The sequence below is a fragment of the Sphingobium sp. 3R8 genome (assembly GCF_020166615.1).
In the GTDB taxonomy this organism is placed as follows: Bacteria; Pseudomonadota; Alphaproteobacteria; order Sphingomonadales; family Sphingomonadaceae; genus Sphingobium; species Sphingobium bisphenolicum.
The window spans coordinates 147,452-170,395 of sequence record NZ_JAIQXR010000008.1 but is presented as its reverse complement, the minus strand read 5'-3'; the positions used below and the strand labels follow the sequence as shown (position 1 = coordinate 170,395).

Annotated in this window: 19 protein-coding genes; 5 read left to right on the top strand and 14 right to left on the bottom strand. The window is 65.1% G+C overall.

Annotated elements, in window-relative coordinates; genetic code table 11:
* The first annotated feature begins 28 nt into the window (after positions 1–28).
* From K9B33_RS10170 to K9B33_RS10150, 5 genes are all read left to right on the top strand, one after another.
* Positions 29–1,417, top strand: a complete 1,389-nt coding sequence (locus K9B33_RS10170) for a glycosyl transferase family protein (protein ID WP_224548537.1) — start codon at positions 29–31, stop codon at positions 1,415–1,417.
* Positions 1,414–2,493: a hypothetical protein gene (locus K9B33_RS10165; protein WP_224548502.1), complete on the top strand. Its 1,080-nt coding sequence runs from the start codon at positions 1,414–1,416 to the stop codon at positions 2,491–2,493. The genes K9B33_RS10170 and K9B33_RS10165 overlap by 4 nt, the downstream gene beginning before the upstream one ends.
* 57 nt (positions 2,494–2,550) lie before the next feature.
* Positions 2,551–3,465, top strand: coding sequence for a sulfite exporter TauE/SafE family protein (locus tag K9B33_RS10160; RefSeq protein WP_224548501.1), 915 nt, complete (start codon positions 2,551–2,553; stop codon positions 3,463–3,465).
* Positions 3,465–4,226, top strand: coding sequence for a TIGR02186 family protein (locus K9B33_RS10155; RefSeq protein ID WP_224548499.1), 762 nt, complete (start codon positions 3,465–3,467; stop codon positions 4,224–4,226). The genes K9B33_RS10160 and K9B33_RS10155 overlap by 1 nt, the downstream gene beginning before the upstream one ends.
* Positions 4,227–4,321: 95 nt before the next feature.
* Positions 4,322–5,647, top strand: coding sequence for a DUF3422 domain-containing protein (locus tag K9B33_RS10150; protein ID WP_224548497.1), 1,326 nt, complete (start codon positions 4,322–4,324; stop codon positions 5,645–5,647).
* A gap of 3 nt (positions 5,648–5,650) precedes the next feature.
* Here the strand turns inward: K9B33_RS10150 and K9B33_RS10145 are convergent, their stop codons facing one another.
* The 14 genes from K9B33_RS10145 to K9B33_RS10080 form a co-directional block, all read right to left on the bottom strand.
* Positions 5,651–8,977: a glycosyl hydrolase gene (locus tag K9B33_RS10145; protein WP_224548496.1), complete on the bottom strand. Its 3,327-nt coding sequence runs from the start codon at positions 8,975–8,977 to the stop codon at positions 5,651–5,653.
* Positions 8,978–8,995: 18 nt separating this feature from the next.
* Positions 8,996–9,916 carry an alpha/beta hydrolase gene (locus tag K9B33_RS10140; RefSeq protein ID WP_411974001.1) on the bottom strand — a complete coding sequence of 307 codons (921 nt, stop codon included), beginning with the start codon at positions 9,914–9,916 and terminating at the stop codon, positions 8,996–8,998.
* Complete coding sequence (locus tag K9B33_RS10135) at positions 9,916–10,347, bottom strand: hypothetical protein (protein WP_224548493.1); 432 nt, start codon at positions 10,345–10,347, stop codon at positions 9,916–9,918. Before K9B33_RS10135 ends, K9B33_RS10140 begins: the two co-directional genes overlap by 1 nt.
* Positions 10,344–11,252, bottom strand: coding sequence for an alpha/beta hydrolase (locus tag K9B33_RS10130; RefSeq protein WP_224548491.1), 909 nt, complete (start codon positions 11,250–11,252; stop codon positions 10,344–10,346). The genes K9B33_RS10135 and K9B33_RS10130 overlap by 4 nt, the downstream gene beginning before the upstream one ends.
* 12 nt (positions 11,253–11,264) lie before the next feature.
* Positions 11,265–12,581, bottom strand: a complete 1,317-nt coding sequence (locus tag K9B33_RS10125) for a family 1 glycosylhydrolase (RefSeq protein WP_224548490.1) — start codon at positions 12,579–12,581, stop codon at positions 11,265–11,267.
* A 13-nt stretch (positions 12,582–12,594) separates the two neighbouring features.
* Positions 12,595–13,446 carry an alpha/beta hydrolase gene (locus K9B33_RS10120; protein ID WP_224548489.1) on the bottom strand — a complete coding sequence of 284 codons (852 nt, stop codon included), beginning with the start codon at positions 13,444–13,446 and terminating at the stop codon, positions 12,595–12,597.
* Positions 13,447–13,521: 75 nt separating this feature from the next.
* Positions 13,522–15,801: a TonB-dependent receptor gene (locus tag K9B33_RS10115; protein ID WP_224548488.1), complete on the bottom strand. Its 2,280-nt coding sequence runs from the start codon at positions 15,799–15,801 to the stop codon at positions 13,522–13,524.
* Between the two features lie 38 nt (positions 15,802–15,839).
* Positions 15,840–16,673 (bottom strand): fumarylacetoacetate hydrolase family protein, encoded by an 834-nt coding sequence (locus K9B33_RS10110; RefSeq protein ID WP_224548536.1) that lies wholly within the window; start codon positions 16,671–16,673, stop codon positions 15,840–15,842.
* Between the two features lie 88 nt (positions 16,674–16,761).
* Positions 16,762–17,652: a VOC family protein gene (locus tag K9B33_RS10105; protein WP_224548487.1), complete on the bottom strand. Its 891-nt coding sequence runs from the start codon at positions 17,650–17,652 to the stop codon at positions 16,762–16,764.
* Entirely contained in the window at positions 17,649–18,080 is a 432-nt protein-coding gene (locus K9B33_RS10100; RefSeq protein ID WP_224548486.1) for a GlcG/HbpS family heme-binding protein, read from the bottom strand. The genes K9B33_RS10105 and K9B33_RS10100 overlap by 4 nt, the downstream gene beginning before the upstream one ends.
* Entirely contained in the window at positions 18,077–19,576 is a 1,500-nt protein-coding gene (locus K9B33_RS10095) for a bifunctional 3-(3-hydroxy-phenyl)propionate/3-hydroxycinnamic acid hydroxylase (RefSeq protein WP_224548485.1), read from the bottom strand. The genes K9B33_RS10100 and K9B33_RS10095 overlap by 4 nt, the downstream gene beginning before the upstream one ends.
* A gap of 16 nt (positions 19,577–19,592) precedes the next feature.
* A complete protein-coding gene (locus tag K9B33_RS10090; protein WP_224548484.1) occupies positions 19,593–20,828 on the bottom strand; it encodes an amidohydrolase family protein in 1,236 nt (411 codons plus the stop codon).
* Between the two features lie 80 nt (positions 20,829–20,908).
* The gene (locus K9B33_RS10085) at positions 20,909–21,805 is read right to left on the bottom strand and encodes a LysR family transcriptional regulator (protein ID WP_224548483.1); all 897 of its coding nucleotides are present in this window, start codon (positions 21,803–21,805) and stop codon (positions 20,909–20,911) included.
* A complete protein-coding gene (locus K9B33_RS10080) occupies positions 21,802–22,794 on the bottom strand; it encodes a threonine/serine dehydratase (protein WP_224548481.1) in 993 nt (330 codons plus the stop codon). Before K9B33_RS10080 ends, K9B33_RS10085 begins: the two co-directional genes overlap by 4 nt.
* Positions 22,795–22,944 lie beyond the last annotated feature (150 nt).

The following is a 22,944-nucleotide window of genomic DNA, read 5'->3' as shown; positions in this document are numbered from 1 at the left end:
GGGGGATGGGGGTCAAGTCGTGGGAGACGTGGTGGCCGCAGGCCTATTGGCTCTGCACAGGGAAATCCTGCTTTTTGCCGTTGTCGGACTTGCGATCGGCGGGCTGGACGATTTGCTGGTCGATCTTCTGTTTCTGGCCCGTCGCTGCTGGCGCAACATCGCCATCTATGCCCGTCACCCGCGCATGAGCACGGCGACCTTGCCCGCTTCGGCAAAACCAGGCCGCATCGCCATATTCATCCCCGCCTGGCGCGAAGCGGAAGTCATCGGTCCCATGTTGCGCTACGCGCTCGCCTGCTGGCCTAACGACGATTACCGGATCTTCGTCGGCCTCTACCCGAACGACCCGGACACGCTCGAAGCGGTCGCGCCCATCGCCGCCGGGGAACCGCGAATCGTCGTGGGGATGAACCCCAAACCGGGACCGAGCACAAAGGCGGACTGCCTCAACATCCTGTGGCGATCCATGCTGGCGGAGGAAGCGCGCACGGGCAGAGCGTTCAAGGCGATCGTGCTGCACGATGCCGAAGACGTGGTCCATGCCGAAGAAATCCGGTTGTTCGACTTCATGATCGACCGCTTCGCCCTGGTCCAGTTGCCGGTCCTGCCACTCCCTGGTCGCGGCACATGGTTAGCGCGCGCGATCGCCAATCATTATGGCGACGAATTTGCCGAAAATCATGGGAAAGCGCTGACGGTGCGCGAAGCGCTCGGCGCGTCGATCCCATCGGCTGGCGTGGCATGCGCTTTCGAGCGGGCGACGCTCGGCCGTCTGTCCGACCCAATCCATGGCGGCCCTTTCGATCCGTCGTCGCTGACGGAGGATTATGAAGCAGGTCTGCGGATCGCCGATATGGGCGGGCGCGGCGTGTTCGTCCGTATGCGCGACCGGAGCGGAGCGCTGGTTGCGACGCGCGAATATTTTCCGGACAGCATCCAGGCCGCCGTCCGGCAGAAGGCCCGCTGGATGGTGGGGATATCGCTGGCGGGTTGGGACCGCATGGGCTGGCATGGCGGTCCCGCCGAATGGTGGATGCGCATCCGCGACCGGCGCGCCACCATGGCCGCGCTCGTCTTGTTCGCCGCCTATCTGGCGTTAATCCTGTGGGGACTGATCGTCGCGCTGGGCCTGTTCCTGCCGCTATCCCTCCCGCTCCGCTCGCCCATCGTCGATGCCCTGCTGTGGCTCAACATGGGCTTGATGGGGTGGCGGGCAGCCATGCGCGCGCTGTTTGTCGGCCGGGCCTATGGCTGGCGCCATGGGTTGATGGCGATACCCCGCACCGTCATCGCCAACTACATCGCCATATTGGCGGCCCGACGAGCTGTCTTCCTTTATGGCAAATCGCTCTTGGGCAATCCGCTGAGCTGGGACAAGACCCAGCATCGCTTCCCCGACCTGAAGACCGATCCATGAACCGCACCGCCAGCGGACGCCCGTTGCGTTTCTTTGTCATGGTGTTGGTGGGTTGGGTTGCTATCCGTCTGCTGGGTCAGCAAGGCGTCACGCCGCCGGAACGGCAATATGCCGATATCCGTCATATCTCGTCACCAGCGCTTCTGCCGCAAGGGCTGCTCGCCTCCAGCGCCGTCGCGGTCGTGCAACCACCCATCCGACCGACTGCGCTACCGCCGCCACCGATCGCCACGCAAGCGAGCACAGCGAATATGCAGATATCTGTCGCGCGAGCGCCTGCCGACATCGACAGCGCCATGCCGGTCGATCTGATGGATTTCATCACCTTCACCGTGGCGTTCGCCAACCGCCATTATGCCAGCGACCCGGCCTATATGAGCCGTTTCCAGACGCCGTCAGCCAGCCCGCCTCCTCTCATGGTCGAGCAAAAGACGCGGGATCGATGGCACGCCGCCGCGTGGCTGCTGTGGCGCCAAGGAGGTGCCAGCCCGAGCGGGACGGTGTCGACGGGGCAACTCGGCGGCTCGCAGGCAGGGCTTCGAGTGGATTATGATCTGACGCCGCGCGCCGCCAGCAGAACCGTCGCCTATGGCCGCCTGACCAGCGCGCTCCAGCACCCGGCGGCGCCCGAAGGCGCGATCGGACTGTCGATCCAGCCGGTCCGCGCGGTCCCGATTCGTCTCGCGGTCGAACGGCGCATCGCGCTCGGCACCGGCGCGCGCAACGCCAATGCGGTGATGGTGGTGGGCGGATTTGGCCCGGTGGCGATCGCGCCGGCAGTGGTAGCGGAGGGCTATAGCCAAGCCGGAATAGTGGGCTTCAGGCGGGGAGATGCTTTCATCGACGGTAAATTCTCGCTCTCCACCCCACTGGCGCGATCCCCCATGCGGGTCGGTGCAGCCTTGTCGGGCGGTACCCAACCGGGCATCAACAGGCTGGACATCGGCCCCGAAGTGCAATTCCGCCTGCCCTTGCCGAACGTCGGCGCCCGGATCGCCGTCGAATGGCGCGAACGTATCGCGGGGGACGCCCGTCCGGGATCGGGCCTCGCCATCACTCTCGCCGCCGATTTTTAATCGCCTGACGCCATCGCCGCTTTATATCGCTGCCCGTTGGCGCTACCTCCGGCAGGCATGGATCTTTACCTGCCTATAGCCAATCTGTCGGTCAATGCGCTTGTCATCATCGGCCTGGGCGGTGTCGTCGGGTTGCTGTCCGGCATGTTCGGCGTCGGCGGCGGATTCCTGACGACGCCCTTGCTCATCTTTTACGGCATCCCTCCGACTGTCGCCGCCGCTTCAGCCGCATCGCAAGTGACAGGCGCCAGCGTGTCCGGCGTGTTCACCCATATGTCCCGCGGCACCGTCGATTTCCGCATGGGCGGCGTGCTGATCGCCGGCGGTGTGATCGGCGCTGGCTTGGGCGTCTTCATCTTTCGCCTGCTGCAATATCTGGGCCAGATCGATACCGTCATCGGCATCCTCTATGTGCTGATGCTGGGCGGCATCGGCGCGCTGATGGCCAAGGAATCGATCCAGGCACTGATCGCATTGAAGACCGGCAAACGTCCGCCGGCGCGCAAGCGGCGCCACCATCCCTTGGTGGCGGCGCTGCCGATGCGCTGGCGCTTCTACCGCTCCGGCCTCTATATCTCGCCGCTCGCGCCGCTGCTGCTGGGCATGGCGACCGGAATATTGACGATGTTGCTGGGCGTGGGCGGCGGCTTCATCCTGGTGCCCGCCATGCTCTATCTGCTGGGCATGGCCACGCAGTCGGTGGTCGGCACCTCCCTGTTCCAGATATTGTTCGTGACCATGGCGACGACCATGATGCACGCGATGACGACCAAGGCGGTGGACCTGGTGCTGGCGCTGCTGCTGCTGATTGGCAGTGTGGTCGGCGCGCAGATCGGCACCCGCATCTCCATGTCGATCCGTCCCGAATATCTGCGCATATTGCTGGCCGCGATCGTGCTGCTGGTCGCGGCCCGGATGGCGCTGGGGCTGGGATGGCGACCCGACGAAATCTACACGATCGAGGTGCGCTGATGCGTCGCTGGCCCATCTTGCTCGCCCTGCCCGCCGCGGTGGCGCTGATCGGGGCGGACGAACCGCAACTGGTGCCGGATGTGTCCCAGCGCGAGGTGGAAATCCAGTATAGCTTCACCGGCGCGGACCTGCTGCTGTTCGGCGCGATCGTCTATCCCGACGGGCGGCGTCCCGACAAGCCGGCGGACATCGTCGTCATACTCAAGGGACCGGAACAATCGATCGCCATGCGCGAAAAGCAGAAGGTCGCCGGAATATGGGTGAATGCCGACACCGCCCGCTTCCGTTCCGCCCCCAGCTTCTACGCCATGGCCTCGTCGCGTCCGATCGACCGGATCGTCGATGAACGCACCGCCGCCATTTACGAACTGGGCGTCGACAAGCTGCAACTCTCCCCCTCCTCGCTGAATGAAAGCGCGGAACTGTCGCGCTTTCAGTTGGGACTGGTCGATTTGCGAGCGCGATCCGGCCTGTTCGTCGAGCGGCCGGGCACGGTGGAGATCACCGATGGCGTCCTGTATCGCGCACGCCTGCCCTTGTCGGCGCGCGTCATCGTGGGCGATTATACGGCCGAGACCTTCCTGGTGCAGGACGGCCGAGTGGTCGCCGCCGCGGTGCGCGACATCACCGTGCGCAAATCCGGCTTCGAACAATTCATGGCTACCGCGGCCGAACATTGGTCCTTCGTCTACGGCCTGGTAGCGATCGCCATGGCCGTGGGCATGGGGTGGGCGGCCGGCGCCATCGCCCGCCGCATCTGACGATCGCCCCATCCTCATTCTTTGGATCCAGCCAATTGCCCAAACCCCATTAGTCCGACTAAAATAAACCGAAATGGATCGAGGGGGATTGGACGATGACGGACGCGGTCATGCAGGCGGGCGATGGCCCATTTCCCAACCTGGCGCAGCGCAGCCATGCCCTGCGCGCATCGCTCTCGCGCGAAATGCATATCCGCAAGATGCCGCGGCTCGACACTCCTGCACGCGCCGTACAGTTCGTGATGATCGTCGATGAGCAGGAGGCGCGGGACAGCGTCCCCGCTCTGCAAGGCCTATTACCCCCTAACGACGCCTCCCCCGATGCGAACGACCGCTTCTTTGCCTGCCGCGTCGGCGCATTGGGGTTTTCCTGGGAACGCCACAGCGAGTTCATCACCTACAGCTTCATCGCCGACGGCTATGGCGAGCCGTTCGACCTTGCGCCCTTCCTGCCGGTATCGCACTGGATAGACCAGCTACCGGGGCGGATCATCCGATCGACCCAGATCGCCCTGACCAGGAACGAGCCATCCAACGCGACCATCGCCGGGTATTTCGCTTCGGACGACCTCATCATCTCGGACATCGCGCAAGGACGCGCGCGCATCTGGGGCGATTTCCGGCTGCACGACAATGGGTTCGGCCGACTGCTGATTCAGGATCGAGGACTGGAAGGCGCCGAAGCGTCGCTTTTGGTGCAACGGCTCCAGGAACTGGGCAATTATCGCAAGATCGCCCTGCTTGGCCTGCCCGAAGCGCAGCAGGCGACCCCGGTACTGGCCAGATTGGAGCAACGCCTGACCGATGTCACCGCACGCGTGGCGGAGCCGCAGGCGGACGCCGACGCCGTGCTGGAGGATATCTCATCGCTCAGCGCCGAACTGGCGCAGATCGTCGCTCGCACTCGCTATCGCATGAGTGCGACCCATGCCTATGCGGAACTCTGCTTCGACCGCATTCGCCGTCTGGATGTCGCGCCGGTGCGCGGCTATCGCTCGCTCGACGATTTCACCGAACGACGGCTGCTGCCCGCGATGCGGACCTGCGACGCATTCGGCCGGCGGCTGGAGGACCTGTCGCAGCGCACCGCCTGGACCAGCGCGATGCTGCGGACGCGAGTCGATACCGCCCTGGCGCGCCGCAATCGCGACCTTTTGGCATCGATGGACCGGCGCACCGGGCTGCAACTGCGCCTGCAGCATACGGTCGAGGGGCTGTCGGTGGTGGCGATCAGCTATTATGCGCTGGGCCTGTGGCATCATTTCAAGGAAGCGATCGAGCATCAGGGCGCCCATCTGCCCGGCTGGATCGACCTGGCCCTGATCCCCGCGATCATCGGCGCGGTTTTCCTGGGCCTGCGCCAGATCAAGAAGGTCAAGCGCCCGCCGTCCTTGCGGGACGGCGAGACGCTCGATCATTAGGGTTCATTCGGCGAGCAACTGCACCGGCCCGATCAGGCCGGACGGGCGTAGCGGCGCATCGGGCTTGTAGGTCGGGGCAGCAGTGAAGGTGATCTTCTCCGCTCCGGGCTGCTGGTCGCCGATCAGGCGATTGACCCACAGGTTGGCGACCTTGACCTCCAACTGGTTGTTGCCCGGCTTCACCAGCTTGCCGATGTCCAGGCGATAGGGCGCGAACCAGCTCGTGCCGGCCAGTCGGCCATTGACGCGCACCTCGGCCAGGTCGCCGATCTTGCCGAGATCGATCCACAATGGAACGCCGGACTTCACCCCCTTGGGCAAGGCAAAGCGCGTGGCGTAGGTCGCAATTCCGGAGAAATAGCGCACGCCTTTGTCGGCATTGCTTTCGAGCGGCGTCAGGGTCGACATGGCGATGCTGGCGGGCGCGCCTCGACCGGACTGGAAGCTGACGGCCCAGGGACTGGTTAGCGTTGCGACCGAGCGGGTGGCCTTGGCCGCGATGGTGACGGACGACGCCACCGCAGCCTTGCGGAACAGGATGAACAAGGCGTCCTCCGAGCCGACATCCAGCGGAATCACCGTTTCGCCGCCTTCGGTGCGATAGGAGACGGGCGATGTCGTAGCATCGATGGCGCGCCATATTTCGGGCTGCTTGCCGGTCACGCGAAAACGCGCCTCGATATGGCCAACCTTGGACGTGCGGTTGTTGACGAAATAGAGGTCGCCATCGGCCAGTTTGCGATGGACGAAGCGATAGTCTGCGTCCTGTGCGCCATCGCCGATGCGGAAGTCCGGACCGGTACCAGCGCTTGCGAGCGCCGCTTCGACGTCGCTGCTGGCGATCACGCGCCCTTTGCCTTGCGGAGCGCCGCTCCAGAGACGCCTCGTGAGCGCCTTGAACGCGGCGGCGTCATCCTGCAGGCCCGGCGCGCGTTCGGGCGCTTCGCCGATCACGGTCGCCCCCGCATCGACCAACCCGGCGATCCGTTGCAGCGTTGACAGCGTCATCACCCGGCTCGATCCGCCGAGATAGAGCGCGCGGTAACGGGCGTTGCCGGCCACCAGTTCGCCATCGTCCACGCTCATGCGGTTGGCGATGATATCGGCATTCACAAAGTCATAGGCGTAACGGGTCGGCAGATCTACGGGCACGCCATGTTCGAACAGCGAGGTGATCGGCGCGTCCTCGCCGTAGAAATAAGCGAGGTCGGCATGATCGCGCCCCTGCTGCAACAGATAGCCGGTGCGCGCCATATAATCGACCCAGGGCTTGGCCATTTCTGCCCAAGACTCATGCCGATTGAAATATTGGCCGAAGATCATGAGGCTGAGACCCGGGAGTTTGTCGTCGACCGGCTGGTGGACCGAGGTATGGACGATCGGCCGGTTGACGCCCGATGCGAACTCCAGATCGATCACCCGCTTCAGGTCCGACGGCGCAAAGGCCCAGGGCGCGAAGGCCGATGTCATGGACTCCGCCGACACGATATTCTGGCCATAGATATGGGCGACCGACGCCGCCCCCTTCATGTCGCCGATCAGCGTCGGGCGCGGCGCGGCCCCGCGGTTGAAGGTCCACATCGCCGCCATCGGCACATCGGTATGGAACCGCATGGCCAGATCGTCACCCAGCACCGGGCGACCGTTTTCCAGCGCCTCGCCATAGACGGTCAGACCGTTTTCATGCGCCACCTGTGCCACCGTGCCATAATGGGCGTGGGCCAGCAGGTCGGCGAGTGTCTGGCGATAGTCATGGAGGAAGGCGTCACTGCGCGCAGCGGAGCCGACCACTGCGCCGGTCAGCGTGGGCAGAAACGGCGTCGGGTCATAGCCGCGCCGGGCCTTGAATTCCTCGACCATGCGCGGGGTCCAGTTGGATGCGCCGACCTCGATACTGTCGGTCAGCAGCGCCCGGATGCCTTTCTTGCCGATCCATTCCGCACCCACCGTATCGCGATACATGCCGAGATAGGTTTCAAGATAGCGGCGGACGGCGGCGGCGTCATATTTATCGACCTCCAGGCCGGTCGCTTCGGGCGTGGCGGGATGGTTCATCTTGCCGGTCAGCGAATAGCCCATGCGCAGGATGCGCCAGTCGCTACCCTTGGGTGCGGTCCAGTCGAGCGTGCCGTCGGGACGCAGATGATCGGTGATATCCACGACACTGGCGGGGTCGATAGCCATCGCCGTGGGCACGATACTCTCGCTCAGCCTGTTATAGTCGGGCGCGATGGCGTAGGCGGCCTTCGCTTCATATTGGTCGATCTTCGACTCGGCAGACAGACGCAGGTCGCCGATGCCGAGCGTCGCGCTGGCGGGGCGCCCGAACACGTCGAGCATGATCGCCCCCGGCGCGCCGTCGCCCAGCCCAAGCGACTTGGGTCCATCGTTGGGCGAAAGCACGAGGCGGAAGCGCCGGGCGGTGACGGGCGCGAAGCCGATCGTCGCCGACACTTCGGTCAGGGAAAAGCCGCCGACCGGCTGCCAGCCCTGCACCGTTTCCGCCTCCAGCATCGGGCGATAAACCGGATCGCCAAAAGGCGGCCGGGCATGGGGCACGAACAGGCTAGCGGAACGGATGGTGACGGGCTTGCCATAGTCGAGGATCAGCCCACCCGGATTGGCGGCGTCGCCCTTGGCGATCTGCCCCACGGTTTCGAGGTCGTTATCGAACAACGGCGCTGCGGCGAGCGCCGTTCCGTCCGCCTGAAAGACGCGCGGCTGCGGCAAAAGGCTGGCTTTGATCGGATAGGCAAGGACGCGCGCGTCGGCATAGAAGCTGGGCAGCGCGCCTGTTTCCTCGCCGGCGGCGAGCGGATCGCTGAACTTCGCGCTCTGGAACGCGCCGGTAATGGAGGGCGGCGCGGCCAGCGCTCTCTTCAGGCGCTGACCGCCGCGCAGGTCGGTTTCGCTCCAGACCAGCTTCTTCATCGCGTCCTGCGGCTTGACCCAGGGACCGCCCGTCTCGCTCCAGCCCGGCGAGGCGGCGATGGCGAATTCCAGCCCCTTCGCGTCGGCGGTCCGGACGGCATGGCGGAAGGCGTCCTTCCAGCCGTCCGTCATGTAGATCAGCCGGTCCTTGACGATCTGCGGCGTCATCAGGCTGGCGTCGAAATTCTGTACCCCGCCAATGCCCATGCGCGCCATCCAGTCGAGATCCTTGTCGATCCCTTCCTTGGTCACATTGCCGTTCATCCAATGCCACCAGACGCGCGGGCGCGCCGATTGCGGCGGATTACGGAAGCCGTCGGCCAGTTCGTCGGCCCGGAGCGGCGCGGCGAAGGAGGCGCAGGCCAGCAGGGCGGCGAGGCGAAGAGCTTTACGCGTCATGAGCAATCCTTGCGAAAATCAGCGCGTGCCGAGCAGGCCGCGCATGTCCATCCAGGCGAGGAATTCGGGCAGGAGCATCGCCGTCGTCGTCCCCGGCCGACCCGCACCGAAACCATGATCGCCCCGTTCATAGGCATGGAGTTCGACCGGCCGCTTCGCCCTGCGCCAGGCTTCGACGATGCCGAAGCCCTGCTTGGCGAACAGGCCGTCATCCATCGCGATAGCATTGAACATGGGCGGCGCATCGGCGGGCACCGCGATGTCGATCATGGGGCCGTAGATATAGCCGATAAAGGCAGGACGTTGGTCGCCCTTGCCCTCCAGCGCCGCGTTCAGCGTCGTCATGGCACCCGCCGAAAAGCCGATCATGCCAATCCGCGCCGGATCGACATGCCAATCCGCAGCGCGGCTGTGGATGATGGCAAGCGCTTGCAACGCATCCTGCGTGGCGCGGGGTTCCTTGACCTCCGGCGTTGCGTTGGACTGCGCAGCGGCCGCGAAACGCTGCCCCATGACGCCCAGGAAAGCCTGATCGTCGCGCGGCGTTTCGTTGAGGCGATATTTCAGCACGAAGGCGGCGACGCCATGATCGGCCAGCCAGTGCGCGATATCGCTGCCCTCGCCAGTCATCGACAGCGACAGGAACGCACCGCCGGGCGCAACTACCACCGCCGCGCCGGTCGCCTTGGCGGGATCGGGCAGATAGGGCGTAATGGTCGGGCGCACGACGTTGCGGACCATGATATTGTCGATGCTGTTCGCTCCGATCTGCACATGCATGCTCGACCATTGTTCGTCGTTGCCAGCCTTCACTGCGGGCTGGTCCGGATAGAGCGCGATCGCCCCCTCCTGGCCCTGCGACGGAACCGTTTCCATGCGCACGTCCTGCGCCATCGCGGGCGTGGCGAGCATCAGCGCCAGCGTCATCATAGAACGGATCATCGGGTCATCCTCTTGAGAGCCAGGGTTGTTATGAGGGCGCCCAGCGATCCGCCGTAGAGTAATTTCAGCGCCAGTGCCTGCCCCCAGCCGATAGGCGGTAGAGCGGCAGCGTCGGTCGCCCAGGCCAGCAGACCGCCTAGCACTGCGCCACCGATCGCAAAGCCGAACGCGCGCAGAAGGATGATGCGGACCGATATGGCCAGCCCTAGCCGCTTGCGCGCGATCAAAGACGGGACGAGCGCGCTCATGAGTGCAACTGCGATGCTCTGCGGCACGAAGTCGAGGCCCAGCGCATCGGGTGTGCCCCAGGTGAGCAGGCGCGCGGCCATACCGAAAATGCCGAGGAAGAAGGCCAGGCTGAGGGTCGCATTGATCGCAAAGCCGATGCCAGCTTCGCGCGCGATCGGAAGGACAGGCGCAGCGCTCATTGCGCGGCCTTCGCGGTCAACAGCCCGCGCATCGCCAGCCAGGCTTCAAATTGCGGCAGCACACCCATGGTCGTCGTACCCGGCTTGCCCGTGCCAAAGCCATGGTCGCCACGTTCATAGGCGTGCAGTTCGACCGGCGCATGGGCGCGGCGCCAGCTTTCGACCAGGCCGTAGGAGGGGTTTGGGAACAGGCTGTCGTCATTGGCAATGGCGGCGAACATGGGCGGCGCATCGGCCGGCACCTCGCGCGCCAGCATGGGGCCATAGACATAGCCGATGAAGGATGGGCGATCGCTCCCCTTCCCTTCCAGCGCTGCGTTAAGCACAGTCATCGCACCGGCGGAGAAACCCATCATGCCGACACGCTGCGGATCGACGCCCCATTTGCCGGCGCCGGCGCGCACCAGCTTGAGTGCCGCCAGCGCATCCAGCGTTGCGCGCGGTTCAGTGATTCCCGGCGCGGCAGTCGGATCGCGCAGCGACTCCGCCATGCGCTTGCCCATATAGGCGGACGCTTCGCCGATGTCGGCGGGGGTCTGGTTCAGCCGATATTTCAGGACGAAGGCGGCGATGCCGTGATCGGCGAGCCAGCGCGCGACGCTCCAGCCCTCATGATCCATCGCCAGCAGCATGAAGGCGCCGCCGGGCGCGACCACCACCGCCGCACCGGTCGCCTTGGCGGGATCGGGCAGGACAGGCGTGATGGTCGGCACGGTGACATTGCGCACCGCCAGATCCTTGCCGAAACGCACCCAATTTTCGGTCGATCCTTTGGGTGCCTTCATGTCCGGATAGAGCGGAATGGCGTTCGGATCGGCGGGGGCTTCGGCGGGAACCGGCGTCGGCATCTGGGCGATGGCGGGAACCGCGAGTATAAGGGCGACAGCGGCGGCGAAACGCTTCATGTCTTTCTCTCCTTAGACCGCATTGCGGCTGGCGATCGCGCCATAGACGGCGGCGCTTGGTTTGGCGGTGCGGGCGAAGGTGACCGGATCGACGCTGTGCAGGCCGAACTTGACCTTATAGCCGAATATCCATTCGAAATTGTCGAGCAGCGACCAGTGGCAATAGCCCAGCACCGGCACGCCGTCGTCCATCGCCTTCTTGAGTTCGGCGAGCGCCGCGGGGATGAATGTGGCGCGGATGGTGTCGTCGGTCGTGCCGACGCCATGTTCCGACACCAGGATCGGCACGCCTGTCGCTGCATGGGCGTAGCGGACCGCGCCCGCGAGCGAGGGCGCCCAGACTTCGGTGCCAGACCAATTGACGATCGAACCGGCGGGCGTTGGCAGACGCCCCTTGTCGCCCCAGAGCGCGCGCTCGTAATTCTGAACGCCCATGAAGTCGTCGGCCTTGGCTATCTCCAGCCAGTTGCCGTACAATTCCTTCCGCATCCGGTCGCGCACCGAATTCCTGCCGACCGCCTGATCATCCATCAATGCAAGAGAGAAGCCGACAGGCAGGTCGGGACGTACCGCCTTGATCGCGGCCTTGCCCGCTTTGTGTGCCGCCTCCAGACCGGCCTGCAACGCTGGTAGATCCTCGCCCCCGGCGACATTGGCGGCGACGAATTTCGGCACGCCCAGGCGCTTGGCCGCGGTTTCCAGCGTGAGTTTCTGGATGTCCCACACCTGCGGCGGCAGCATGGGCTTCAAAAGCAGCAGGATATTGGGTTCGTTGAAGGTGATGGCGCTGGCGATCCCCTGCCCCAGCGCGCGCATCGCCTTGTCGCAATAGCGGGCGAACAACTGCGCGCTTTCCGGGTTGGTCCAGCCGCCCTGCGCGCTGAACCAGCGCGGCGCGGTGAAATGGCTGAAGGTCACGATCGGCGCCAGACCGCGCTGGAGGCAACCGTCGATGATCGCCTTGTAATGGGCCAGCATCGCTTGGGAGAAGAGGCCTTTCTCCGGCTCGATCCGCGCCCATTCGATGCCGAAGCGATAGGCATTGAGGCCCATGCCCTTGACCAGATCCAGGTCGGTTTCCCACAGTTCGAAACTGTTGCAGCTATCGCCCGATGGTTCGGCGAAGACAGTCGGCTGCTGGTTTTCGATAAACCACAGGTCGCTGGCGATGTTATTGCCCTCGATCTGGTGCGGCGCGGTGGCGACGCCCCAATAGAAGCCCTGGGGGAAGCCGGGGCTGGCGGCCGCCTTGCGCGCGGCCATGGCGGGAGCGGCCATCATGGCCCCGGTGGCGATTCCGGTCGCGAGCAGCGTCCTGCGATCGAGCATCTGTTTCTCCTGATTATGATTTGGTGGTTTCGCGCACGAAAGCGCAGATTTCGTCCGATAGCCGCCGGTCGGCGGTGCCAAGGTGCATGGCCATGCTGTAATGGTTGTGGCCCGAATGGATGAAGGCCCGCGGCATGGCACCGTGGCGGGTGCGGCGATCCTGCATCAGGCCCAGAAACTCGGCCTGGAAGCGCGGCGGATCGAACTCGGCGCAGGCCAGGAACAGGGGCAGGCTGGTGGAGGCGACCGCATCCAGCGGCATCCGGTCGGGATAGAGCGCCGGGTCGCCATAATAATATGTGTCGCGCTCGTCGAGCGGCGTGTAGCCGTAAAGGCCTGAGAGTAGGATTGCGGCGCGAATGTCGCGGACGCCGGCCAGTTTCAGATAGCCCGCCACATGCACCGAACCGGCGGACGTACCCATCAGCACGATCCGCTCCGGATCGCCGCCATGTTGCGCCGCATGCGCCTTGAGCCAGGCGACGACGGCCGCGACATCTTCCGATCCGGCAGGCCAGACATTGTCCGGTGCAAGGCGATAGTTGATGACGACCCCCACAAACCCGGCCTGTGCCGCCATGCGACCGACATTTGCGTTGGGCCAGGCATCGACGCCGCCCTTGTCGCCCTTGAGGAAGCCGCCGCCGTGGACGAAGACGAGGACGGGCGCCAGATCACTGCCCTGCGGCCGATACAGGTCGAGGCGATGTCGCTCATGCGGGCCATAGGCGATATCCGCGACCGTCACCGGCACCTGCTCGCGCAGGACGGATTGGTCGGCATCGAACAGGGCGCGACATTGCGAGAGAATGTCCGGGCCAAGGTCGGTGCCCATGGCGGCGATCGATTGTCTGATCTGGTTCATTCCCGCATCCCTGACCGCCACGATTGACAAAAAAGAGGCAGGGCGGCGTCACCTGCGCCGCCCTGCCTTATCGCATCAGAATTTGGCGTCGAAGCTGATACCGACCTGACGGAAGGACTGCGGACCGTAGATGGCGCCGATATTTTGCTCCCCGCTATCGGTGGTATAGGGGAAATTGCTCTGCATCAGCGAGGGCTCGTGCACGTCGAACAGGTTGCGGCCGAACACCGCGACGCTGTAGCGATTATCCTCGGTACGGACGCCGATGCGACCGCCGACCAGCCAGTGCGAACGGAAGGTGGTTTCGCTGTTCGAATTGGCTTCATAGCGGACCCGCGACTTCCAGACCGTATCCGCGGCCAGGAAACCGTTGAAGCGGCTGGTGACAGGCACTTCATATTCGCCAGACAGGGTGAACTTATATTTCGGGGCATAGGCCAATTGGCTGCTGCCGATGTCAGTCCCATCAGTGCCGATAAAGCCCTTCGGATAGGTCGCCTTGGCATAGATGAAGCCGGTGTTCAGCGACAGGCCGTCGAACACCTTGCCGAAGAAGTTGATTTCCGCGCCGCGGGACTTCACGCCATCGATGTTGGTCTGCACGCAGGAGATGACCGCTGTGCTATCGACCGTGCATTGTTGCGCCTGGAAGTTCTTGATCTTCTGATAGAAGACGCTGAGGTCCGCCACCCAGCCGCCGAACAGGGTGCTCTTGAGCCCCGCTTCATAGGCCATCGGAATTTCCGGCAGCACGACGAACGGCTGGAGCGGGGCCGACGGGGTTGCGATCTGGCCCCCTTTGAAGCCGCGCGATGCGGTCGCATAGACCATCGTCCGCTGGTCGAGGTCATATTGCGCGCCCAGATGCCACGAGAATTTCTGAACGTCGAGGACCGTCCTGGTGAACGGATCGGCGGGAATCGCATAGTTATAATAGTCGAGCGACAGGCGGTCGGTGGTGTAGCGACCACCGGCGATCAGGCGCAGGCTGGGCGACAGATGGAAGGTGCCCTGACCGAAGAAGGCGAGCGATTCGTCCTTGATTGCGACGTCGGCGCCAGGATTCCGCACGATGGGAATGACGAAGCCGGGGAACGGCACGACCGAGACCGACAGGGTTTCGGGATCGCGCAACTGCTTCTGGTTCGAATAGAAGGCGCCGAGCGTATATTCCAGGAACTGGTCCGCAGGCGAAGACACCCGGAATTCCTGCGTGAACAGGCTGAGCCGACGATTCACGGCGCCATTGCCGACCTGCAGTTCCAGCGGCTCGCCGCGGAACACGTCGGTCGCTGCGCCAAAGCCGGTCTCGTTCGATTTGCGATAGGCGGTGACGGAGGTCAGTGTGAACGGATCGGCTTCATAATCGATCTGAAGCGAACCGCCGTAATTTTCCGAACGACCGACATAGGCACTGCTGGAGCAATAGTTGCGATTGCCCTCGCCCGGCGTCACACCGCAGCTTGCAAGGCGCGCCGTAATGCCTTGGCCATCCTGGAGCAGGCCGCCCAGTGCCGTGCCCGGTCCGCTGGTCTTGACGAAGGTAAAGAAGTCGCCGCCATTTTCAGCCCGGCTCTTGCTATAGTCGCCGATCAGGTTGACGGTCAGCCGCTCGGTCGGTTCCCAGAGCAGGCGACCGCGCAGACCATAACGGTCATTGTCGTTGTAGTTACCAGTCAGTGTATTGCGGTTGACGCCCTGGCGCAGGTTGGTGACGCCCGACACACGAATGGCCGCGTTCGACGCCAGCGGGATGTTGACCACGCCCTGAATCACCTGATTGCCGAATTTGGAACCGGCAGTGCCGGCATCCGACAATTCGGTGCGGACGCGCGCAGAAAAGCCGTTGGGATCGGGCGCGTTGGTGGTGATATTGATGACACCGGCCGAGGTGGTGAGGCCGAAGAGCGTGCCCTGCGGCCCCTTGAGCACTTCGATCCGCGACACGTCGAACAGGTCGGAGATGTTGGCATTGCCTTGGCTCACCTGATCGACGACGACGCCGACCGAAGCGACCGCGCCGGCCGAGAAAGTCTGGGTCCCGATGCCACGGATCGCGCCGCCGCCGCCGGTATTCTGGCCGGGCGCCTGCTGGATTTCCAGCGACGGCGCGATGCGGCTGAGGTCGTTGACCGTATTGACCTGCTGCCGTTCCAGTTGGGCCTGGTTGGCGACGGTGATGGAAATGGGTACCTCCGTCACCTTCTCGGCCTTGCGCTGAGCGGTGACGATGATGTCCGAATTGGCGTCGGGCGCCGCCTGCTCAGGCGCAGCAGCATCCTGGGCCATGGCGGGCGCCGTCAGCGCGATGACACTGGCACTGGCGAGCGCCGCGATCGAAATGAAGTTACGCATATATATTCCTCCCCTTCTTATGATTGGGTCGTTCAGGCTTATTGTTCGTCGATGATGCGGTTGGTGAGCGTACCGATGGCGCCGATGGCGACTTCCACCTTGTCGCCGGCTTTCATGTAGAGCGGCGGGGTGCGCTTATCGCCGACGCCGCCGGGGGTGCCTGTGGCGATAACGTCGCCGGGGGCGAGCGGCGTGAAGGCGCTGATATATGCGATGACCGTGGGGATATCCCAGATCATGTCGGCGATCGGCTGATCCTGCACCAGTTCGCCGTTGAGGCGGGTCTGGACGCGGAGCGCACCAAGGTCTTCGATTGCGTCCGCCGTCACCAGCGCGGGGCCGAAACCGCCGGTGCCGGGGAAAGTCTTGCCAGGCGTGAACTGGATATTGTGGCGCTGCCAGTCGCGTGCGCTGCCGTCGTTGAAGCAGGCATAGCCCGCAACATAGGCCCAGGCGTCGGCGGCGGCGACCTTGTGGCACGGCTTGCCGATGACGACCGCCAGTTCGCCCTCATAATCGAAGCGCTCGGTCACGCGGGGCTTCACCAGCGGCTGGCCGTCGGCGACCAGACTGTCGGCATAGCGCACGAAGATCGCAGGATGCGCCTTCTGCTCGCGGCCGGTTTCCTTGACATGTTCGGCATAGTTCAAGCCGACGCACAATATCTTGGGAGGATCGGGGATGACCGGCAGCAGCACGACATCGGCGGCGGCGAAGGGCGCGCCGTCGGCCAGCATCGACAGGCTGCCGTCGCTCAGCGCCGCCTTCAGGCTGGGCGTCGCATCGGTCGCCAGTTCCACGATCGTCTCGCCATCCTGGCGACCGAAGCTGGGGGTGCCGTCGGGGCGGCGGAAGCTTACAAATCGGGTCACGTCTCTGTCTCCTCTACCGCGCGGGGCGGCCTTCAATCCTGTCGTTCCGAGCAGCGCGCCGCCAAGCGCGGCGAGCGCGGTGCGGCGGTCAAGCGTCAAGCGGCGCGGCCTCCCAGTCGCGACGGTGGCGGAATTTCTCCTCGGCGGCGCGCAGGCCGCCGAAATCCTTGTCGGACATGCCCCACTGGTCGATCCGCTTTTCGGGCCAGGTCCAGTCCTCGGGCGCGCCGGCCTGATAATCGTCGGGCACTTTGTTCACCGCAGTCGAAAATTCGATGACCGGGCCAAAGGGGGCGATGAAATAGGCGAAGACATTGGCGCCCGGGCCATGACGACCCGGACCCCAGGCCGGGGCCATGTCCTGATCGCGCAGGCGACCGATGCCGCGCATCACCGCGTCCAGATCCTCCATCTCGAAGGCGATATGGTTGAGCGACGCGAAGCCTGCGCGCGCGAAGGCGGTCGAATGATGCGAGTCGTTGCAGCGCACGAAGACCATGCCCTTCGTCCGGTCCGACACGCGGAAGCCCAGCGCATCCTGGACCAGATGGCCGGTCGCTTCGGCGTCAGCGCTGTTGAAGACGACATGGGTGAGCTTGACCGGCAGGTCATGCCCCTCGATCGGCGCCACTTCCGCCGCGTCGACCAGGAAGCGCAGCAGTTCACCCTCGGCCAGTTCGACGATGATGCCGTGGCCGCCGCCCAAATCATCAGAAGTGGCGGGCGCGGCGGTCAGGCCCGCTGCGCTGACCGCGCGCTTGAGCTGCTCCAGCCGGTCGGCGGTGCAGACGAAGGTGGTCGAGCGGACATAGCTGTCGGCTGATTCCTCCAGTGCCACCAGATAGGGGAAGCTGCCCGATCCGCGCAGATAATGGATATTGCCGACGACGTCCGCCGGCGCCATGCCCCAAATGTCGGTCATGAACGCGGCGGCGTCCGCCGCGCCGGGCATCGCCAGTTCGATGCTGCGTAATTTCATTGCACGTCTCCGTGGGAACGGCCGGCGGCGAGGATACCGGCGATGGCGCAGGCTTCGTCGCAATCGCCGGTGTCGCCGCTGATCCCGACGGCGCCGATCACCGTTCCTTCCACGTCACGGATCAGCACGCCGCCGGGCGACAAAGCGAGCCGACCACCGGTGGCGGCGACGACGCTCTGAAAGAATAGGGGGTTGGCAGCGGCGCGCACGGCCAGAAGTCGGGTGTCCGCCCCCATGCCCAGCGCGCCTGTGGCCTTGGCCTTCGCTATGTCGAAGCGGAACAGGCTGGCGCCATCCTCGCGCACGGTGGCAACAGGGTGCGCGCCCGCGTCCAGCACGACCAGGGCAAGCGGCTGCGCGCCATCGGCGCGGGCCTTGTCCAGCGCTGTGTCGATAATCGTGCGCGCCTGGGCGAGAGTAAGGCTCATGCGGCAATCTCCTGTCGAGGGACGCCGGCGATCAGGGCGGCGCTGCGGGCGATGAGGTCCGACGGCTTGCCGGTGCCGAAGACATAATGGTCGGGCCGGACCAGCACGGCGTCGGCGTTGCGATCGGCCAGCCAGGCGGCGATCGCGCCCTGGTCGTCCAGTCGCGCGAGGTCGATGACGGTCAGGTCGGCCCTGTCGATCGGGGTCCGGGTGAAGAGACGCCAGCCGCCGCCCGTCACGTCGTCGAGCAGCCGGTTGCCGACGCGCGGCTGGATGAAGCGTTCGCCAGCGCCCGGCGTATCGCCGGCGATGATGCCGGCGGCGATGGCGGGGATCAGGTCGGCGGCGGTGCCATGTTGCGCGCCCTTTGCGGCTTCGCGCATCGCCGCATCGCGCTCGGCGGCCGCCTGCGGGTCAAGCATACAGATATAGCGGCCCGCGCCCACGGCGGCGGCGATGACGGCGCGAACATGGGGATCGCGTTCAGGCTGGTAGCTGTCGAGCAAGGCGTCGGGTGCATGGTCCTTCAGCACTGCTTCCAGTTTCCAGGCGAGGTTCGCGACATCGCGCAGGCCATGGCACATGCCCTGCCCGAAAAAGGGCGGCGTCTGGTGCGCGGCATCGCCGGCCAGGAAGACGCCGCCCATCCGCCACCGCTCGGCGATCAGTCCATGAAAGCGATAGGTCGCCGCGCGCACCACCTTGTGCGGCACCCCGGAGAGATAGGGTGCAACAAGGGCAGCGACCGCATCGGGCGCCATCATCGCCTGATCGTCTTCGCCCGGCAGCAGCATGAATTCCCAGCGGCGGTGATTGCCGCGCCCCGGCACGATCGTCGCCGGGCGTTCGGGATCGCACATCATCACCGACAGCTTTTGCAGGTCGGCGGCGTCGGGGACGCCCCACAGGTCTGGGAAGCGCACCGGGCCATCGACTTCGGCATCGACCACCAGCCAGGGCTCTTCGAAATCCAGATCGTCGAGGCGGATGTCCAGCGCCTTACGCACCGCGCTGCGCGATCCGTCGCACGCGATGACATAGCGGGCCTGCTCCGCCTGGCCACCCGACAGGCGCAGCGTGACGCCGCTTTCATCCTGTTCCAGCCCTTCAAATGCGACGCCGAGTTGGACAGTTATATTGGGAAAATCCGCCAGCGCCTCGCGGAGATGATCCTCCAGTTCGGGCTGGTAGAAAAAATAGTCGTTGGACCAGCTAAACGGGCGCGCCCGGCCCACCGTCCCCATATAGCGGATGACGCCATGGTCGGCGCCTACATGCAGATGGCCTTCGGTGTCGCGCATGTCGCTCGCCACCCGATCGATCACGCCGGCCGACTGGAACAGGCGCATCATTTCATGGTCCAGATGGACCGCGCGGGGCAGCGGATAGGGATGCGCCTCCTGCTCGATCACCAGGACCGACAGGCCGGATTTGCCCAGTAAATTGGCCGCAAAGGCCCCCACCGGCCCGCAGCCGATGATCGCAACGTCGAACATGGTAGCGTCTTTCCGGTCAGGCGGTCACGGGCTGCGCTGCGGGGGATTTATGCATCCGCCCGCCCAGCATGATCATCTTGATATGATTGGCATCCTGCATGATGCGGACATCCTGCGTCGGGTCGCCGTCGATCAGCAGCAGGTCGGCCAGATAACCCGGCTTCACCTGTCCAACTGGCTGTCCCATAAGCTGCCCGCCCAGCATGGTCGCGGCGCTCAATGCCTCGGCCGGGGTGAAGCCATAATAGGTGACGAAATGCTCCAGGTCGCGGGCGTTGCGGCCATGGGGATTGAACGGAAAGCCATAGTCGCCGCCGGGCAGGATACGTACGCCCCGCGCCTTCAGCTTGGGAACCAGGACTTTCTCCAGTTCCAGACGCTCGGCCGCGCTGGCCTTCATGGAACTCATGTTGATATGCGGCGGCGGCGAGGCTTCCAGCGCGGCGACCGAGACGCCGGGGCCGGGAGCGTAGAAGATGTCGTCCTTCTTTGCCGCCATCGCGTCGATCGCGGCATCGTCGGCGAAGGAGCAATGATAGAGGATGCGCGCACCCGCTTCGAGCGCGAGGGTGATGGCGCGGGGCGAATAGGCGTGGGTGGCGATCCACAGCCCTGCATCCCTGGCGGCTTCGCCAGCCGCCAGCATTTCCGCGTCGGTGTATAGAATGTCGCCCGACGATCCGGGCTTCAGCGCGTCTTCGCCGGAAATGACGAGCTTGAGCGACTTCACCCCTTCCGCTGCGCAATAGGCGACGAAGGCGCGCATCGCGTCGGGACCGCGGCCGTTGAACACGTCTCCGGTTTCGACCCCTTCCTCACCTTCGGGGCTGCGCTCCAGCGTCGAAGGAACGAGACGGGGACCGGGGGTTTCGCCCGCTTCGATCGCGCGGGCCAGTTCGGGCTCGATCTGGTCGCCCAGCGCGCCGGCCGAATAGAGGCTGGTATAGCCATGGTCGAGCAGCACCCGGGCATTGCGCCAGGCGGCGACCTTCAACTCTTCGGGCGGCAGGATGAACTGGTGATAGATTTTCTCGATCGAGCTGCCCCAGGTGAGATGGGTATGGGAATCGACCATGCCGGGCATCAGCGTGCCGCCCTGACCGTCGATCACATTGTCCGCTTCGACCGCGGCGATGGCGGCGTCGTCATGCAGGACGGCTGCGATCCTGTCATCTTCTATGACCACCGCTCCGGCGACCGGGGCGCTGCCCGTACCGTCGAAGATAGCGATGTTGCGGATGATGTGCCGCACGATGGTCTCTCCCGAAAGCTCCTGTTGGGACGCTTATGCGTTGCTTTCGAACCAAAGAAAAATAATGATTTTTGCGAACGTCATAGCTTGGAGCTATGAATAAGAACGTCGAGCAGCGCATCGCCCAGTCGGGACAGCCGCCCGCCTGCCAGCATCCGTACGCCGATGCTGCGTGGAAAGGCGGCTTCCTCGATGGTGATGGCGCGCAGTACGCCAATCGACAGTTCGGCTGACGCGACCTGCATCGGCAAGATGGTGACGCGCTGGCTGCCCCGCACCATCGCCTTGGTGGTGAGCAAGGAATCGCAGCGGATTATGTCCTGCGGCACGGGAATGTCGGCGGCCATGAACAGGGCGTCCACCTGCCGGCGGAAAGCGCCGCGCGCTTCGGGCAAGACCCAGCGCATCAGCGCAGTGTCGCGCAACGACAGGCTGGCGGGGAGATGGTCGTTCTGCTTGCCCACGATCAGGGCGAAGGGATCGCGGGAGAAAGTCCGCTCCTCTATGCCCTCCGGCGGTTCGTCGATGCCGGTGGTGACGAAGGCGAGTTCGATGTCGCCGCGATGGAGCATCGCGGCCAGATCATGGTCGGGCCGCTCCACGACATGCAGCGCGAAGCGGCCGATCCGCGCCTCCAGCCGGTGTACCGCGTCGGGCAACAGGCTGACCAGCGCGCCGGGTGTGCCGCCGATCCGCAACGGTCCGACAATGCCGCGGCTGGCGAGTTGCACTTCCGCCTGCACATCGGCGAGAAGGCTGTCCATCGCCTCGGCGCGGCGGAGCAGCGCCTGCCCTTCCGGCGTGAGCCGGATCCCGCTACGCGAGCGTTCGAACAGCGAGACGCCCAGCGACTGCTCCAGTTGCGCGATGGCATTCGACACCGACGGCTGCGAAATGTTGAGCGCACGCGCGCCGCCGCTGATGCTGTTGGCGCGGCACACCGCCAGGAAGGTGCGGATCGCGCGCGGGTCGATCATGCCGGACCACCGCCGATAATCGCCGCATAGGCTGCGGGATCGACATTGCTGCCGGACAGCAGGACGACACTCGCGCCATCGCACGACGGCGCGAGGTCATGGAGCATCGCCGCCAGCGCGACCGCCCCGCCCGGCTCCACCACCAGCTTGAGCGTGGAAAAGGCGAAGCGCATGGCGTCGCGCACCTGATCGTCGCTGACGACGAGGCCGCCGGACAGCAGCGCCCGGTTGATCGGGAAGGTCATCGCGCCGGGACTGGGCGCCATCAGCGCGTCGCAGATGCTGCGGGCGTCCGGCGCTATGCTTTCGCGCACGCCGCTGGCGAGCGACCGGGCGGTATCGTCGAAATCGGCGGGTTCTACGGTATAGACGGCGATAGCAGGCGCACGCGCCTTCACCGCCGTCGCGATGCCAGCGGTCAGGCCGCCGCCGCCGCAACAGACCAGAATCTGGCCGATAATGGCCCCCGCCTCCGCCGCCTGGTCGAGGATTTCAAGGCCAGCCGTCCCCTGCCCTGCGATGATGAAAGGATCGTCGAAGGACGGCACGAGCGTCGCGCCCCGGTTTCGCGCCAGCGCGGTGGCTATTTCTTCGCGACTTTCGCTGTGGCGGTCATAGGTGACGACCTCCGCCCCCAGCGCGCGGGTATTGACCAGTTTGATCGCGGGTGCATCGACGGGCATCACGATGGTCGCTGGCATGGCGAGCAGTTGGGCCGCAGCGGCTACGCCCTGGGCGTGATTGCCCGACGACCAGGCAACGACGCCGGCCGCCCGCTGCTGCACATCAAGGCGGGCAAGGCGGTTGTAAGCGCCGCGGAACTTGAACGATCCGGTGCGCTGCGCCCCTTCGAACTTCAGCAGGACACGGCGGCCCAGCCGGTCGTTGAGCGCATGATTTTCCAGCAGCGGCGTGCGCACCGCCGCAGGGGCGATGACGCGCGCGGCGTCGATGATGGCCTCGATCGTGACGGCGGGCTGTCGGTCCATGCGCTACTCCTGCTTTGGCCCAAGGCTTTAGCTGCGGGCCGGGCCAGGGAGAAGCGGCAACTTAGGATCTATTGCCATCTTGCGAGGACTCGCTTTCCGGCACCCTGTCGGCGCAGGGCCAGACCCCGTCTGGCCGTCATTGCCGTACAG